The following is a 14,883-nucleotide window of genomic DNA, read 5'->3' on the forward strand; positions in this document are numbered from 1 at the left end:
TCTTGACGGCAGGCGAAACGCTTGTTACTTTCCTCACAAGTCAACAATTGGACAAGGATGTCGCGCACTGGCCGAAGAACATATTCGACGGATTTGGCGTCGAATCAACATCTCGGCATGATTGGTCGCGGCATTTTTTTAAACGTGAGCTCTCCCACGCCCAAACGACCGCAACTGTCAATTATATCCGGCATAGACCGGGCAGGCTCAAAGCGGGCGGGCGTGAAGGCTAACTTGGTTAGTGGCTACAAAACCTAAAATTTGGAGGACGAGTTATGCCTACGTTTGTTGATCCGAGCAAGTGCGACGGGTGCAAAGGCGGCGAAAAGACCGCATGCATGTACATTTGCCCCAACGACCTCATGATCCTCGATCCCGAGGAAATGCGGGCTTACAATCAGGAACCCGAAGCTTGCTGGGAATGCTACTCCTGCGTCAAGATTTGCCCCCAGGGCGCCATTGAAGCCCGCCCCTATGCTGACTTCGCTCCCATGGGCGGCACCAGCATTCCGATGCGTAGCGCCGATTCCATCATGTGGACGGTCAAATTCCGCAACGGTAACATCAAACGCTTCAAGTTCCCCATCCGTACCACTGCTGAAGGTTCCATCAAGCCTTACGATGGCAAGCCCGAACCCGGCGACTTGGACTCCGAACTGCTGTTCACGGAAACCGAACTGAAGCAGCCTAAAGAAGTTCTTGGCAAAAAGTTCGACATCGACGATTCCAGCACCTCCCAGTGCTGGCAAGATCTGCCCTGCGAATAATCGCAGCGTCGTTCGTGAATTTGACCTCTACTAAACTTCAGTATCCGGGAGAATAAGCATATGCCGAAGATTCCTATGAATGAGGCGGCCAAAGGTGTGGCCCTGGCCGAACCCGAAGTTATCGAACAGGACGTAGACATTCTGCTGGTCGGCGGTGGCATGGGTAACTGTGGTGTTGCCTTCGAAGCCTGCCGTTGGATCGAAAAAGCCGGTGGAAAAGATAAAATCAAACTGATGCTGCTCGACAAAGCCGCCATGGAACGTTCCGGCGCTGTCGCTCAGGGTCTGTCCGCCATCAACACCTACATAGGTGAAAACGATCCCGACGATTACGTCCGCATGGTCCGCACCGACCTGATGGGCCTGGTCCGCGAAGACTTGATCTTCGACTTGGGCCGCCACGTCGACGATTCCGTTCACTTGTTCGAAGAATGGGGTCTTCCTTGCTGGGTTAAAGGCGAAGACGGTCACAACCTCGACGGTGCCCAGGCTAAAGCCAAAGGCAAAGCCCTGCGCAACGGCGACGCTCCTGTCCGTTCCGGCCGCTGGCAGATCATGATCAACGGTGAATCCTACAAGTGCATCGTTGCTGAAGCCGCCAAGAACGCTTTGGGTGAAGATCGTTACATGGAACGCGTTTTCATCGTGAAACTGCTCCTGGACGCCAAAGAACCCAACCGCATCGCTGGTGCCGTTGGTTTCTCCACCCGCGAAAACAAAATATTCATCTTCAAAACCAACGCGATGGTTGTTGCCTGCGGCGGCGCCGTTAACGTTTACCGTCCCCGTTCCACCGGTGAAGGTATGGGTCGCGCTTGGTATCCGGTCTGGAACGCTGGTTCCACCTACACCATGTGCGCTCGCGCTGGTGCTGAAATGACCATGATGGAAAACCGCTTCGTCCCCGCCCGTTTTAAAGATGGTTACGGTCCGGTCGGCGCTTGGTTCCTCCTGTTCAAAGCCAAAGCCACCAACGCTGCTGGTGAAGACTACTGTGTCACCAACAAAGCCATGCTGGCTCCTTACGAAAAACGCGGCTACGCCAAAGGTCACATCATCCCGACCTGCTTGCGTAACCACATGATGCTTCGCGAAATGCGCGAAGGTCGCGGCCCCATCTACATGGACACCGCCACCGCCCTGCAGAACACCTTCAAGGAACTCAATGCTGAACAGCAGAAGCACCTTGAAAGCGAAGCTTGGGAAGACTTCCTCGACATGTGTGTTGGCCAGGCCAACCTTTGGGCAGCCATGAACATCGAGCCTGAAAAGAGCGGCTCTGAAATCATGCCCACGGAACCCTACCTCCTCGGCTCCCACTCCGGTTGCTGCGGTATCTGGACTTCCGGCCCCGACGAAGATTGGGTTCCCGACGAATACAAAGTTAAAGCCGACAACGGTAAAGTCTACAACCGTATGACCACCGTCAACGGCCTGTTCACCTGCGCTGACGGCGTTGGCGCTTCCGGTCACAAGTTCTCCTCCGGTTCGCACGCTGAAGGCCGTATTGTTGGTAAGCAGATGGTTCGCTGGGTTGTCGACCATGCCGACTACAAGCCCACCATCGCTGAAAAGGCTGCCGATCTGGCCAAAGAAATCTACGCTCCTTGGTACCGCTTTGAAGAGTTCAAGGGCGCTTCCACTGACCCGATCGTCAACCCGAACTTCTTGTCGCCCAAGAACTTCATGATGCGCCTTGTTAAGTGCACCGATGAATACGGCGGTGGTGTTGCTACTTACTACACCACTTCCGACACGCTGCTCAAAACCGGCTTCATGCTTCTCGACATGCTCGAAGAAGACTCCCGTAAGCTGGCTGCTCGTGACTTGCACGAACTGATGCGTTGCTGGGAACAGTTCCACCGTCTGTGGACCGTTCGTTTGCACATGCAGCACATCAACTTCCGTGAAGAATCCCGTTACCCGGGCTTCTACTACCGCGGTGACTTCCTGGGCCTGGACGACGCCAAGTGGAAATGCTTCGTCAATTCCAAGTACGATCCGGCCAAGGGCGAAACCACGATCTTCAAGCGCGCCTACTACCAGATCATCCCCGACTAAACACCACAACGACGGCCGCGGGGGAAACCTCGCGGCCGTTTTCACGAGAAACGGTCTTGGCCGGGGAAGTAAGGGTTTTATTGTCCCGGTCAAGGCCGTTTGACCGTGTGGTCACTACATTGCAGGGAGGTAACCGATGTCGAGCAGCAGTATATTGGTTGTCGGCGGCGGCTTCAGCGGCATCACAGCGGCCCTCGAAGCAGCCGAAGTCGGCCATGAAGTGTTCCTTATAGAAAAGAACCCTTTTTTGGGCGGCCGGGTAGCGCAGCTGAATAAGTATTTTCCGAAGCTGTGTCCGCCCTCCTGTGGGTTGGAAATTCAATTCCAGCGCATTAAAAATAACAAGAACGTCAAAGTCTACACTCTGGCTGAAGTGGTCAGCGTGAAAGGTTCTGCCGGCGATTATGAAGTGACCATCAGGCTCAAACCCCGCCATGTCACTCCCGGCTCCATCGACCTTTCCGATGTCGCCGCTTCCCTGAAAAAGGACGTTCCCAGCGAGTTCAACTTTTCGCTGGCCACGCGAAAGGCTCTGTATATGGATGTTCCTTTCGCGTTTCCTTTCCGCTATGTCTTGGATAAAGAAAACCTTTCCTCCGAGGAAGAAAGCGCTCTGTCCGGCATCGATGTCATTGATCTCGATGAAAAAGCGAAGGAATTTACGATCAACGTCGGCAGCATCGTATATGCCACCGGCTGGAAGCCTTATGATATCACTAACCTGACGAACTTGGGTGCAGGCGAAATCGACAACTGCGTGAGCAACATGCAGCTTGAGCGGTTGGCTGCTGCCAACGGTCCTACCGAAGGCAACATTGTTCGTCCGTCGGACAACACCGAACCGAAGAGTGTTGCGTTCGTCCAGTGCGCTGGTTCGCGCGATGAAAACCATCTCAGCTTCTGTTCTTACATTTGCTGCATGGCATCGCTCAAACAAGCCGCATACCTGGTTGAACAAAATCCCAATATTCGCGTTGTCATTTACTACATTGACCTGCGTACCCCTGGTCGCTACGACAACTTCGCCAAACGCATTCTTGCTCATCCCCAAATCCGGGCCGTCAAGGGCAAGGTCGCCGAGATTAAGCAGGATACGTCCTCGGGCGGTGTCGTTCTTACGGTTGAAGATGTCATGAGCGGCATTAAATCCCAGAACAAGTTCGACATGGTCGTTCTCGCCACCGGCATGCAGCCTAGCATTGCCGGCGAGACCCTCCCCGTCGACGTCGAAGTCGACGCAGAGGGTTTCATCATCGGCGGCGAGGACAAAGGCATTTTTGCCGCTGGATGCGCCAAGCAGCCGCTTGATGTGATGAAATCGGCCCAGTCGGCCACCGGCGCCGCACTCAAGGCCATTCAAACGGTGAGAGGGAGGTAAGAGGCAATGCCTGAAAAAATCGGAGTATACATCGACGAATCGAGCCTGATGTCGCTGTTTGACGGCAGCGAGCTGGTCGAATTCGTCAAGAATAAATTCGGCGACCTCTGTCCGGTGGTCAAGTCGTATCCGCGCCTGGCCAAAGAGTCGGTCGTCAAAGAGATTCAGGCCGATATCGACAACGGTACTATTGATGCGGTCTGCATCGCTGGCCCGACACCTCGCGTCGATTACGACGTTTTCTGCTTCGGCAAAACTCCCACTGAACGCGTGAACTTGCGTGAACAGGCCATCAAAGGATTCATGAATCCTGATGGAACAGCTCTGGCCAAAGGTGACAAAGCTCCCGAGGAGCTGGTTGCCATTGTTCAGGACTACCTGAAGATGGGCGTGGTCAAATTGACCAAAATGCGTCCCATCAATCCTGAAGTTCCGGAAACGTTCAAGACCATCATGGTTCTCGGTGGTGGGTGGACCGGTCTGCACGCAGCCAAATATGCTGCTTCCATCGGTCATGACGTCGTCATCGTGGAAAAGCAGGACTCGTTGGGCGGTAAAGCCATCGGTCAATACAAAACATTCCCGATGAAAGCCCCGTACACCGAAGCCCAATTCTCCGGTATTGAAGCCTTGGTTGAAGAAATCAAGAACAATCCGAAGATTACGGTGTTGACCCAGGCTTCGTTGGAAAAGCTCGAAGGCGCTCCTGGGTTGTATAAAGCGGAAGTCAAAGCCGCTGGTGCAACCAAAGCGCTCGACATCGGTGCCGTCGTTCTTGCTACCGGTTGGGATCCTCTCAACAGCAAGTACTACGCTCCGCTTGGTTTGAGCAAAATTGATGACGTCATCACGTCGGCTGATTTTGAAGCAATGGTGAAAGAAAACAGACTTGTTCGTCCTTCGGATGGCAAGGCTGTTGAAACCGTCGCGTTCATTACCGACATCGACAAGTGCATCATTCCGGAAGGCGAAGGCCAGGAAACTGAAGTAGTTGTTGAAGATGCTCATGGCGACAGCGGTGAAGAAGGCGAAGAAGAAGTTTTTGTCTTCAAAGATATGGAAACCTGCAAGCACCTCGCTTACAGCTCCGAACTGACCAGCCTCGTCGCGTTGAAGCAAGCCAACTATGTTCGTGAGAAGAATGAAGAAGCCGGTTTGGCCTACATTTTCTACGATCACATGATGGTTCCCGGCATCAACGAACTGTACTACAAAGCTGCCCAGGATAATCCCGGCGTCATGCTGACCAAAGGGACGATTTCCGACATCAAGGAAGCCGGTTCCGGTGGTGTGGTCATCACTGCCAAGAATACGCTGCTTGGTGACGAAATTGAATTGGAAGCCGATCTTGTCGTTCTGCCCACCGGGTTGGTTCCGACGACGGCCCATTCGCCCATTTTGGAACTGCAGTATCGTCAAGGCCCGTCTTTCCCGGATCTTGATCTCTTCGACGGCTTTGCCGATTCGAATTACATCTGCTTCCCGTACGAAACTCGCCGTACCGGTATCTACGCTGCCGGTTGCGTCCGTCAGCCTATGACGATGGCGTTGGCCGCCGACGATGCTGCCGGTGCCGCCTTGAAGGCGTCCCAGTGCATTAATTCTGCCAGCCACGGTGTTGCTGTCCACCCGCGTTCGGGCGACTTGACCTACCCGGTGTTCAACTTCGTTCGTTGTACGCAGTGCAAACGCTGCACCGAAGAATGCCCGTTCGGCGCTCTTGACGACGATCCGAAAGGAACGCCGATGCCCAACCCGACGCGCTGCCGTCGTTGTGGTACCTGCATGGGGGCTTGTCCGGAACGCGTTATCTCCTTTGACAACTACAATATCGACATGGTCGGGAACATGATTCGCGAAATCGATGTTCCTCCCAGCTTCGATCAGGGTGGTCCTCGCATCCTTATGCTGGCTTGCGAAAACGACGCCTACCCCTGCCTCGATATGGCTGCCCTCCGCGGCCGTCATTGGAGCCCCTATGTTCGTGTCATTCCGGTTCGCTGCCTTGGTTCGGTCAACGCCATTTGGGTTGCTGACGCCATGTCCAAGGGCATCGACGGTGTCATGATGCTGGGCTGCAAATACGGCGACGACTACCAGTGCCACTTTGTGAAAGGCTCGGAACTGTGCAACCGTCGTAAGGAAAACATCGCTGAGTCCTTGAAACGTCTTGGCGTTGAACCTGACCGTGTTGAGCAGTATGAAGTCGCCATTGACGATTATGACAAGGTTCCTGGCTTGATCGATGAATTCATGAACATGATCTTCGAGAAAGGTCCGAACCCCTTCAAAGGCTACTAGGAGGCGCGTACCATGTCTGAAGCTGTCAAAATCAAACCTGATTTGCAGTTCGTCAAGGAACTGCAGTCAGTTGGAGGCGAGACGCTTAAAAAGTGCTATCAGTGCGCAACTTGTAGCGTCGCTTGCCCCCTTTCTCCTCCTGAAAACCCCTTTCCCCGCAAAGAAATGATATGGGCGCAATGGGGTATGAAGGACCGGCTGGTCAATAATATCGACGTCTGGTTGTGTCACAACTGCCAGACCTGCTCGGATCTGTGCCCCCGCGGCGCACGCCCCGGCGATTTGTTGGCTGCTATTCGTAACATGACGTATCGCAAGCTCGTTCCGCCTGTCGCCATTGGCGAATGGATGAGCTCGCCCAAGTATCTGCCCATTCTCATGGGGATTCCGGCTGCGCTGTATCTCTTGATCTGGATCATCCGCGCCGGTATCTTGGGAAGCTTCTTCCCGTTGGAAGACGGCCATGTTGTTTACGGCCACCTCTTCCCCGGCGATTTTACCATTGACCCCATTTTCGGCCTTGTCGCCGTGTTCGTCGCCTACTCCTTTTACAAGGGGGTGATGACCATGTGGAATTCGTTCAAGACACTACCGGAAACATTTGTTGTTGGGGAAAAGAAGGAAAAGACACCGATCTTGCAATGCCTTGTTGACGTAGTCAAAGAAGAAATTGCAACCCATGCGAAATGGAACGATTGCGGAAACGACAACACTGAACGCTACATCGGACACTTGTCCCTCCTGTACGGTTTTGTCGCACTCTTTATCGTTACATCGGTCGTTGCGGTGTCCCACTGGGGAGGAAAGATTTTCCATTTCCTTGCCCCTCTTGGGCATACGCCAATGTCTTTGATCAGCCCGGTGAAGCTTCTGGCTAACGTGGGCGCGATTCTGCTGCTTGTCGGTTTGACGTATCTGACACGTCGTCGTGTCAATGCCGATCCGAGCAAATCCGCTTCGTCCTATTATGACTGGTACCTTCTGGGTGTGATCTGGGGTGTCGCCTTGACCGGTATCGGAAGTGAAATCTTCCGTCTGGCCAGCGTGCCGCAAATCGCCTACCCGGTGTACTATCTGCACCTGATAAGTGTTTTTATGCTTATCGCGTATCTTCCCTGGTCCAAACTGGGCCACCTTGTCTACAGGACTACGGCACTGGTGTACGCCCGCCATTCCGGAAGGGTTCCGCTTAAAACCGAAGAAGATAAAATTTTCATCGTCTAAAAGGAGGCAACGATGTCCGAAGATCGTAAAGTGTTCCCCATGAATGCCTTTGTGTCGTATCTCAAAGGCTCCGGCAAAGGCGCCGACGTCACCGATATAGTCGGCTTCATGACCACGAAAGAAATTGACGACGAATTCGCTCCTTTTGCTGCCGCCCTGGCGAAAGCCTGGATCTACGAACAGCATCCTGAACTCGTTAAAATGGCTGCCGGCGAATTGGCTGACCAGGGTCAGAACGTTTCCCTGTCCGTCCTTCCCGCCGACACGTTGGATGAAGTCAACGCCATTTTCGATAAGCTTGCCGGTTACAAGGCCACTATCAATGACCTGACCGAAAAGCTCGCCAAAGCCGAAAAGGAATTGGCTGAAAAGACCGCTATCTTGGCTGACACCGACACTCGCTGCAAAGCTGCCGAAGCCAAAGCGACCGCTCTCGAAGCTTCCGCCAAGGACGAAGGCGAAAAAGTCATCGTCGCTTCCGAAGCCAAGGTTACGGAATACATCGGTAAAGTTGATGAACTGCTGAAAATGATCGAAGACGTCAAAAAGCACGGTGTTGTCACCGTTGCTGCTGGCGGTGCCGCTCCTGCTGGTGGCGCTGCTGCTGGCGCCCCCGAAACCGGTGGCGAACCTGCTGCCGACTTCGGTTTTGGCTCCGATCCCTTCAGCGAAGACGACTGGTAGGCCGTTCAGGCTACTGGCCATATATCGCTCAGACAAAAGGCGGTCCTTCGGGGCTGCCTTTTTTTGTTAGGGACTCTTGTGAATGGGAAGGGAAGAAAATTTTGAAAGTAAACGTTGGCTGGGTAAATAGAGATTGAATACCAGGTTGGTACGGTGAAGAGGATGGAAGAGGGGGAAGCTGTTCGCAGTACGTCCCCCCCAAAAGTAATGCTCGTGTTGTGGGTGCTTTAGTTTTCGTCGACGACTGGGCAGTCTTTAAGCGCTTCGCTAATATGTTCTTCGGGGTAATCAAAGTTTTTGAGATCCCCTTGAAGAAATGCATCATACGAGGCTAAGTCAAGCAAGCCGTGACCAGAGTAGAGGAAAACGATGGTTGAGCCATCATTTTTCGTTTGGGCGACATCAATAGCTGCCTTAATGGCGTGTGATGTCTCAGGAGCCGGTAAAAAGCCTTCGGAGTTCAAAAAGAGCTGCGCGGCTTCAAAACATTCGACTTGATAGTAAGCACGAGGTTCGACAATGTTGTTTGCGACCAAGTTGCAGACAATCGGTGAGTCACCGTGGTATCGCAATCCACCCGCATGAATTGGGGCAGGCATAAACGAAGAGCCAAGGGTGTGCATTTTCAAAAGTGGCGTCAATTTGGCAACATCACCGTAATCGTAGCGGAATTGACCACGGGTGAGGGTGGGGCAGGCTTTCGGCTCGGCTCCAATGAAGGTGATGTTTTCTCCGGCTAATTTTTGCGGGAGAAAAGGCGAGACAAGACCGGCAAAGTTCGATCCGCCACCCACGCAGCCGATGAGATAATCTGGTTTCTCCCCAGCCATCTCAAGTTGCTTTTGAGTTTCGAGCCCGACAATGGTTTGATGGATGCAGACATGGTTCAGCACGCTGCCCAGAGCATACTTGGTATCGTCATGTGTTGCCGCGTCTTCTACAGCTTCGGAAATGGCCAGTCCAAGCGATCCACCGCAATCCGGATCTTGAGCCAAGATGGCTTGACCGGTTTTGGTATGTTCGGACGGTGAAGGGTAGACCGTGCTTCCATACGAATTGATAAGAATTCGACGATAGGGCTTTTGATTATACGATACTTTGACCATGTACACGGTACAATCAAGCCCGAACATTTTGCAGGCATACGACAACGCCGTACCCCATTGCCCAGCACCCGTTTCCGTGGAAAGACGTTTTACACCCTCGACTTTGTTGTAGTAGGCTTGCGCGATTGCCGTATTGGGCTTGTGTGAACCTGCCGGGGAGAGTGATTCATTTTTATAGTAGATCTTACAGGATGTTCCGATAGCTTTTTCGAGTTTGCGTGCTCTGACGAGCGGTGAGGGGCGAAACTGGCGATAGATATCGAGAACGGGTTCTGGAATGGGAATGTATCGTTCAGACGACATTTCCTGTTCGATAACCGCTTGGGGGAAAATAACCGCTAGTTGGTCCGGTGAAACGGGTTGTTTTGTTTGGGGATCAAGCGGTGGTGGCAGGGGCGTGGGGAGATCGGGCATGGGGTTATACCATGCTTTCGGCATGTCGGATTCAGGTAGGTAGATACGATTCTCCATGAGACATCCTCCAATGTGCTATGATAAGGAAATAATTAGATGGTACAATGCAGCGACCAGCGCATTTTTCATTCCAAAGACAGTCGGCAACTGTATGTAAAGTGAGCCTGATTGAAAACCCCAAAATCCGTCTCTCCTGTAGATAATGCCAGAACGTCCAATATGTCGTAATGTGGGAAGCCCAGGCTTCCCGTCTTGACGGCGATACGGACAGATTGATAGGTGGATTACGGACCAGCCAAAACAACTGCAATCTCAGGCCGGGGAGGCCTCTTTTCAGAAACGACGTGTAGAAATTCCTTCCCGCGCCCTCTCGGCACCATCATGAACAGTTCTCTTCAATCTGCATTGCAACTTCTCGAAGCAAGTTCACATGCCATTGCTTTTACCGGCGCCGGCATTTCGGTTGCAAGCGGGATTCCGGATTTTCGAAGTCCCGGAGGCGTTTGGGAACGTCACGATCCCATGGAAGTCGCTACGACTCGAGCACTCAAGTCGAATCCGGAAGGAGTCTGGCGGTTTTTATTGGAAGCGTTTTCTCTGACGACCAAAGCCCAGCCAAATCGAGCCCATACTGCATTGGCGCGTATGGAACATGCCGGTGTGCTTCATGGTATTATTACGCAAAATATTGATGCATTGCACATGCGAGCCGGATCCAGGAACGTTGTTGAGTATCACGGTACTATGGCGCGATGTGTCTGTATGGGCTGTGGGCAAACGTTTAATGAGCCAGAAAAAATCGTATTTTCAAAGGGTTTTACCATTCCGTGGATCTGTGATCAATGCGGTGGACTTGTGCGGCCGGAAATTGTTTTTTTTGGTGAGTCCATACCACTTGACGCCCTTGAAAAAAGTGGTCAATTGGCGCGTGAAGCAGACCTTGTAATGGTCATTGGGACATCCGGTAATGTCGCTCCGGCCAACACTATTCCATACGAGATCAAATCGAGAGGGGGAAAGGTTATCGTTATCAATCCCCAGGAAACATCATATGCCGGCATGGCCGATGTGACCATCCGGCAACCAGCTGAAACTGCTTTGCCTGAACTTGCCAAAGCGTTTTCGCACCACCATTAACGCAGCATATTCGGTATCGAAGGAGCAACAATGGAATCGTTTTTGCCGCAGGGCGGCATCTGGGCAATGATTCTTGGTGCAACCCCTGTTGTAAAGCTTGTCATGGGAATCCTCATTGTGATGTCCTTGGCGTGCTGGAGCATTATTTTCGTCAAACTGTTTTCATTGGGCAGTGCACGACGAGACACCACTCGCGACTTGGATCGGTTCCATGAAGCCGAAACCCTCAAACTCGCCATGCGCACCATGGCCCAAGATAAAGGGTCGCCTGCGTATGAAGTCTGTCTTCGCGGATATGAAGAACTTGTTCGACTTGAAGAAGCAGACTTGTCCAGCGAAGAAAAAACGGCGATTGCTGAAGAAAACGTTCGTCGTGCTTTGCGGCGCGGCGTTGGCACTGAAGTCGGTCGGCTTTCGAGAAAATTGGCGTTTTTGGCATCATGCGCCAACGCGGCCCCCTTTATTGGGCTCTTTGGGACGGTTTGGGGGATTATGAACTCATTTCATGGTATTGCCATGCAGAGAACCGCCTCGTTGGCGACCGTTGCCCCGGGTATTTCCGAAGCGCTTATCGCAACGGCCATCGGTCTGGCCGTGGCTATTCCGGCAACCTTGGCCTACAACTATTTTCTTGGTTCGATGCAGCAAATCGAACGGCAGCTCGATATCTTTGCGGATACGTTTTTGAACCGTGCGCAACGAGAAGTCTCTTGGATTATGGTCAGCGAGCCTGTGGAAGAGCCGAAACGGAAGCGTACTCTGCGCGGAGGGTTCTGATATGGGTATGTCGACGGGCAACAACAAGGGCTTCATGGCCGAAATCAATGTCACACCGTTTGTGGATGTGATGCTTGTGTTGCTTATTATCTTTATGGTGACGGCGCCTATGATGACCCAGGGGCTTGAAGTGGATTTGCCACAGACCCGCACGGTGACGGCCTTACCTGAAGATCCCGAAAATCTCATTGTGACTATCCGTCGTGACGGGGCACTTTTTCTGAATGAATATCCGACGGATATGGAGAACCTCCAAGCCCAGATCGAACGCATTGCCGTTGAAAAAAAACAACTCATCTTTTTGCGGGCAGATCGAGATGTTCCTTATGGGGTTGTCATTCAGGTCATGGGCATTGTCAAAGCGGCCGGGGTAGACAAACTTGGGGTGGTTGCCGAACCGGAGCGTCCGGAAACCACGAAAAAATAGCAACCGGCACTGTCCCTTGCCATGGTTTGCGGATGAACGTATGCGCTTTCTCGGCTGGATATTTTCATTTTCCCTTCATCTGACCGTAATTTTGGCCGCCATGTTGTGGTCAATGACACATTCGGTCGCCATTGATCTCGGCACACCGGTGTACGAAGTCGAGTTGTACAGTCTTGCCGGCCCAGGGATGTCTGGTCCGATCATGGATAAAGCCGGTCCGCCTGCCGGGACACCGCAAGGTACTCAACGCGCCGAGCCCGGGCCATCGAAGCCCGATCAAACTCGGAGCGACAATACGACCAAACCGGAAGCCGATCAGGATGTTGCCGACAAGGCGAGCGCGGAAATGCAAACGCCACCGCCACCGGAAAAATTGTTTCCGACTCCCAAGCGTCCAGAACCGCCCAAGGAAGCCGTTGCTCCAAAGCCGACGCCGAAGTCGACACCGATTCCAAAGGAAGTGGAAAAACCAAAACCCACGCCGAAGGCAACACCGCTTCCGAAAGAAGTGGAAAAGCCCAAGGCAACGCCAAAACCCAAGGCGACCCCAACTCCGAAACCGACCCCCAAAGTAACGCCGACGCCGAAACCTAAAGAGACTCCGAAAGCCAAGGCCACGCCAAAGCCAAAGAAAGCCTCAAAGACGAAAAACACGTCGACGTCAAAAAATACATCAAAGGATGCGAAGCAAGACAAGAAAGCGGTGAAGGATGCCATTAAGGGTGCAACCAAAGCGGCTCAGAAGGGCTCTGGTTCATCCAAAAAATCGGGTAAAGAAGACGTGTTGGCTGCCGCTTTGCGTCAGGCAAAACAAATGGCTGCGCAAGGCACAGGAGGAGGCTCGGGACGTGGGGCTTTGGGTGTTCCCGGAGGTGTGGTCGGCGGTGGAGGTACCGGTGGGATAGGTGTCGGTGGATCAAGTTCTATTGGAGCCTACCTCAATACGATCAACAAAATTATCAAAGGGAATTGGCGCCTACCTACCATTTTTGCTAATCAACGGTTGACGGCCGTTATTCGAATTCAACTTGAAGCAGACGGCCGAATTGCCGGGTATGACTTGGTCAGGTCTTCCGGGCGTCCCGAATACGATGCAACGGCTTTGAAAGCCGTGCGCGAGACGATGCGGCTTCCGGCCCCGCCGGGCAGTTATCGCACCATCAACATCAATTTCAATTCATGGGAGAGCTCATGAGCGCGATTTCTCGTGTTTTGCGCCTCGTGGTCGTGGTCTGTGTGTTCATGATGTCGAGTTCACTCGCAGCATGGAGTCAGGATGGATTGACCGTGGATATTTATGGAGGAGGGGGGCAATCGCGATTGAGCATTACCCAGGCTGCCCCGATGACTCTCGAAGGAGGACGAGTTCCTGCGGCCTCTTCCAAACTGGCGAAATATATTGATTCCAATCTTATTTTTTTACCCTTTCTCAAACTTATCCCCCTCTCGAGTGTCCCCGGTGCCAATGTGGCTGGAGCGACGTCCGATGCCATTGACTTTGCACCTTTCGGCTTGGCCAAAGTGGATTTGGTCCTGACGTCAGGCTGGAAACCGGGACAAAACCTTGGCACTGTCGAGCTGCGGGTTTACGAATCCTATTCAAAGCGCTTGATCGTGGGGAAGGTGTACGAAAACGTCTCTGAAGGGCAACTTCCCCAGGTCGCTGATCGATTTTGTGCGGCGTTGATGGAAGCCCTTACTGGAAAGAAAGGTTTCTTCAGCGCCAATCTGGCTGTCGTCAAACCATCCGGGAAGAAAGGTAGCGATATTTGGATTGTGCAACCGCAAGGCCGTGGGTTGACGCAAATCACCAGCTACGGAGATTTAGGGATGGCCATCAGTCCGGCATGGTCATTCGATGGTCGTCGTATTGCCTACACGCTGATTGGTTCGGTTTCGCATTACCTTGGTGTCTGGTCCGGAGGCAAACGCAAAGTATACACGTTGCCGAGTACAAGTGTGGTGAGTCCGCGCTTTATGCCGAACGGAAATATTGCTGTTTCCCTTAATTTGAAGGGCAAGATGGATATTTATGAATTGACCGGAGCCATGAAACCGGGTCGCATTCTGGCTGGCGGTCCAACCATTGATGTCTCCCCGAGTTTTGATGCATCGGGACGCTACATGGCGTATATTTCCGATCAAACGGGTTCGCCCCAAGTCTACCTGAAAGATTCGTCTTCCGGTGCGACTCGTCGAGTTACCCGGTTTGGGTATAATACCAATCCGTGCATCAGCCCGGATGGCAGATATATCGTGTTTACCCGACAATCCGGGACACACCGGACGTATCTTATTGACCTGTCCACAGGCAACGAGCGACAAATTACGTTCGGACCAGGAAGCGACGAAAACCCCACGTTTTCACCGGATAGTTACTTTATCGCTTTTGCGTCGACGCGCAGCGGGAAGTCACAAATTTATGTGACCACCATTCATGGTGATACACCGAGTCACGTTCCCACGGGATCGGGATCGGCGCGGATGCCTGCCTGGTGTCCGACGGGACAATAGTGCGATGTTGGCGATGTCGATTCTTGTCTTGCTCGGCATCGCCTTCTCTGCGTATATATTTCACTTGAGAGTTTTCAGAGTGGTGAAACAGAA

At 52.8% G+C, this 14,883-nt stretch carries 12 protein-coding genes; 11 read left to right on the forward strand and 1 reads right to left on the reverse strand.

Annotated features, from left to right (window positions below; all coding sequences use genetic code 11):
- The first annotated feature begins 275 nt into the window (after positions 1-275).
- The 6 genes from aprB (at position 276) to G451_RS0102150 (ending at position 8,415) form a co-directional block, all read left to right on the forward strand.
- A complete protein-coding gene (aprB, locus tag G451_RS0102125) occupies positions 276-767 on the forward strand; it encodes an adenylyl-sulfate reductase subunit beta (protein ID WP_027182975.1) in 492 nt (163 codons plus the stop codon).
- A 60-nt stretch (positions 768-827) separates the two neighbouring features.
- Positions 828-2,828: an adenylyl-sulfate reductase subunit alpha gene (gene aprA / locus G451_RS0102130; protein WP_027182976.1), complete on the forward strand. Its 2,001-nt coding sequence runs from the start codon at positions 828-830 to the stop codon at positions 2,826-2,828.
- 136 nt (positions 2,829-2,964) lie between these two features.
- Positions 2,965-4,206 carry a CoB--CoM heterodisulfide reductase iron-sulfur subunit A family protein gene (locus G451_RS0102135; protein ID WP_027182977.1) on the forward strand — a complete coding sequence of 414 codons (1,242 nt, stop codon included), beginning with the start codon at positions 2,965-2,967 and terminating at the stop codon, positions 4,204-4,206.
- 6 nt (positions 4,207-4,212) lie between these two features.
- Complete coding sequence (locus G451_RS0102140) at positions 4,213-6,507, forward strand: hydrogenase iron-sulfur subunit (protein WP_027182978.1); 2,295 nt, start codon at positions 4,213-4,215, stop codon at positions 6,505-6,507.
- Between the two features lie 12 nt (positions 6,508-6,519).
- Entirely contained in the window at positions 6,520-7,731 is a 1,212-nt protein-coding gene (gene qmoC / locus G451_RS0102145; protein ID WP_027182979.1) for a quinone-interacting membrane-bound oxidoreductase complex subunit QmoC, read from the forward strand.
- A 12-nt stretch (positions 7,732-7,743) separates the two neighbouring features.
- A complete protein-coding gene (locus tag G451_RS0102150) occupies positions 7,744-8,415 on the forward strand; it encodes a hypothetical protein (RefSeq protein WP_027182980.1) in 672 nt (223 codons plus the stop codon).
- Positions 8,416-8,642: 227 nt separating this feature from the next.
- On the opposite strand, the gene G451_RS0102155 is transcribed toward G451_RS0102150, so the two are convergent.
- A complete protein-coding gene (locus G451_RS0102155) occupies positions 8,643-9,992 on the reverse strand; it encodes a TrpB-like pyridoxal phosphate-dependent enzyme (protein ID WP_027182981.1) in 1,350 nt (449 codons plus the stop codon).
- Between the two features lie 324 nt (positions 9,993-10,316).
- Here G451_RS0102155 and G451_RS0102160 point away from each other — a divergent pair, with 324 nt between their 5' ends.
- The 5 genes from G451_RS0102160 to G451_RS0102180 are packed head-to-tail and all read left to right on the forward strand — an operon-like array spanning position 10,317 to position 14,790.
- On the forward strand, positions 10,317-11,072 hold the full coding sequence (locus G451_RS0102160; RefSeq protein WP_027182982.1) for an SIR2 family NAD-dependent protein deacylase: 756 nt from the start codon (positions 10,317-10,319) through the stop codon (positions 11,070-11,072).
- Between the two features lie 30 nt (positions 11,073-11,102).
- Positions 11,103-11,849, forward strand: coding sequence for a protein TolQ (gene tolQ, locus G451_RS27015; protein ID WP_051261032.1), 747 nt, complete (start codon positions 11,103-11,105; stop codon positions 11,847-11,849).
- 1 nt (position 11,850) lies between these two features.
- Complete coding sequence (tolR, locus tag G451_RS0102170; protein WP_027182983.1) at positions 11,851-12,276, forward strand: protein TolR; 426 nt, start codon at positions 11,851-11,853, stop codon at positions 12,274-12,276.
- A gap of 40 nt (positions 12,277-12,316) precedes the next feature.
- Positions 12,317-13,471 (forward strand): cell envelope integrity protein TolA, encoded by a 1,155-nt coding sequence (gene tolA, locus G451_RS35165; protein WP_027182984.1) that lies wholly within the window; start codon positions 12,317-12,319, stop codon positions 13,469-13,471.
- Positions 13,468-14,790, forward strand: coding sequence for a PD40 domain-containing protein (locus tag G451_RS0102180; protein ID WP_051261033.1), 1,323 nt, complete (start codon positions 13,468-13,470; stop codon positions 14,788-14,790). The genes tolA and G451_RS0102180 overlap by 4 nt, the downstream gene beginning before the upstream one ends.
- The last annotated feature ends 93 nt before the right edge of the window (positions 14,791-14,883 follow it).

This window comes from Desulfovibrio inopinatus DSM 10711 (assembly GCF_000429305.1).
In the GTDB taxonomy this organism is placed as follows: domain Bacteria; phylum Desulfobacterota; class Desulfovibrionia; order Desulfovibrionales; family Desulfovibrionaceae; genus Alteridesulfovibrio; species Alteridesulfovibrio inopinatus.

Bases quoted from the DNA above. Each gene is read 5' to 3' on its own strand.
- aprA (WP_027182976.1), top strand. From the start codon at position 828: ATGCCGAAGATTCCTATGAATGAGGCGGCCAAAGGTGTGGCCCTGGCC.
- tolA (WP_027182984.1), top strand. From the start codon at position 12,317: ATGCGCTTTCTCGGCTGGATATTTTCATTTTCCCTTCATCTGACCGTA.
- G451_RS0102155 (WP_027182981.1), bottom strand. From the start codon at position 9,992: ATGGAGAATCGTATCTACCTACCTGAATCCGACATGCCGAAAGCATGG.
- aprB (WP_027182975.1), top strand. From the start codon at position 276: ATGCCTACGTTTGTTGATCCGAGCAAGTGCGACGGGTGCAAAGGCGGC.
- G451_RS0102140 (WP_027182978.1), top strand. From the start codon at position 4,213: ATGCCTGAAAAAATCGGAGTATACATCGACGAATCGAGCCTGATGTCG.
- qmoC (WP_027182979.1), top strand. From the start codon at position 6,520: ATGTCTGAAGCTGTCAAAATCAAACCTGATTTGCAGTTCGTCAAGGAA.
- tolR (WP_027182983.1), top strand. From the start codon at position 11,851: ATGGGTATGTCGACGGGCAACAACAAGGGCTTCATGGCCGAAATCAAT.
- G451_RS0102135 (WP_027182977.1), top strand. From the start codon at position 2,965: ATGTCGAGCAGCAGTATATTGGTTGTCGGCGGCGGCTTCAGCGGCATC.
- G451_RS0102180 (WP_051261033.1), top strand. From the start codon at position 13,468: ATGAGCGCGATTTCTCGTGTTTTGCGCCTCGTGGTCGTGGTCTGTGTG.
- G451_RS0102150 (WP_027182980.1), top strand. From the start codon at position 7,744: ATGTCCGAAGATCGTAAAGTGTTCCCCATGAATGCCTTTGTGTCGTAT.
- G451_RS0102160 (WP_027182982.1), top strand. From the start codon at position 10,317: ATGAACAGTTCTCTTCAATCTGCATTGCAACTTCTCGAAGCAAGTTCA.
- tolQ (WP_051261032.1), top strand. From the start codon at position 11,103: ATGGAATCGTTTTTGCCGCAGGGCGGCATCTGGGCAATGATTCTTGGT.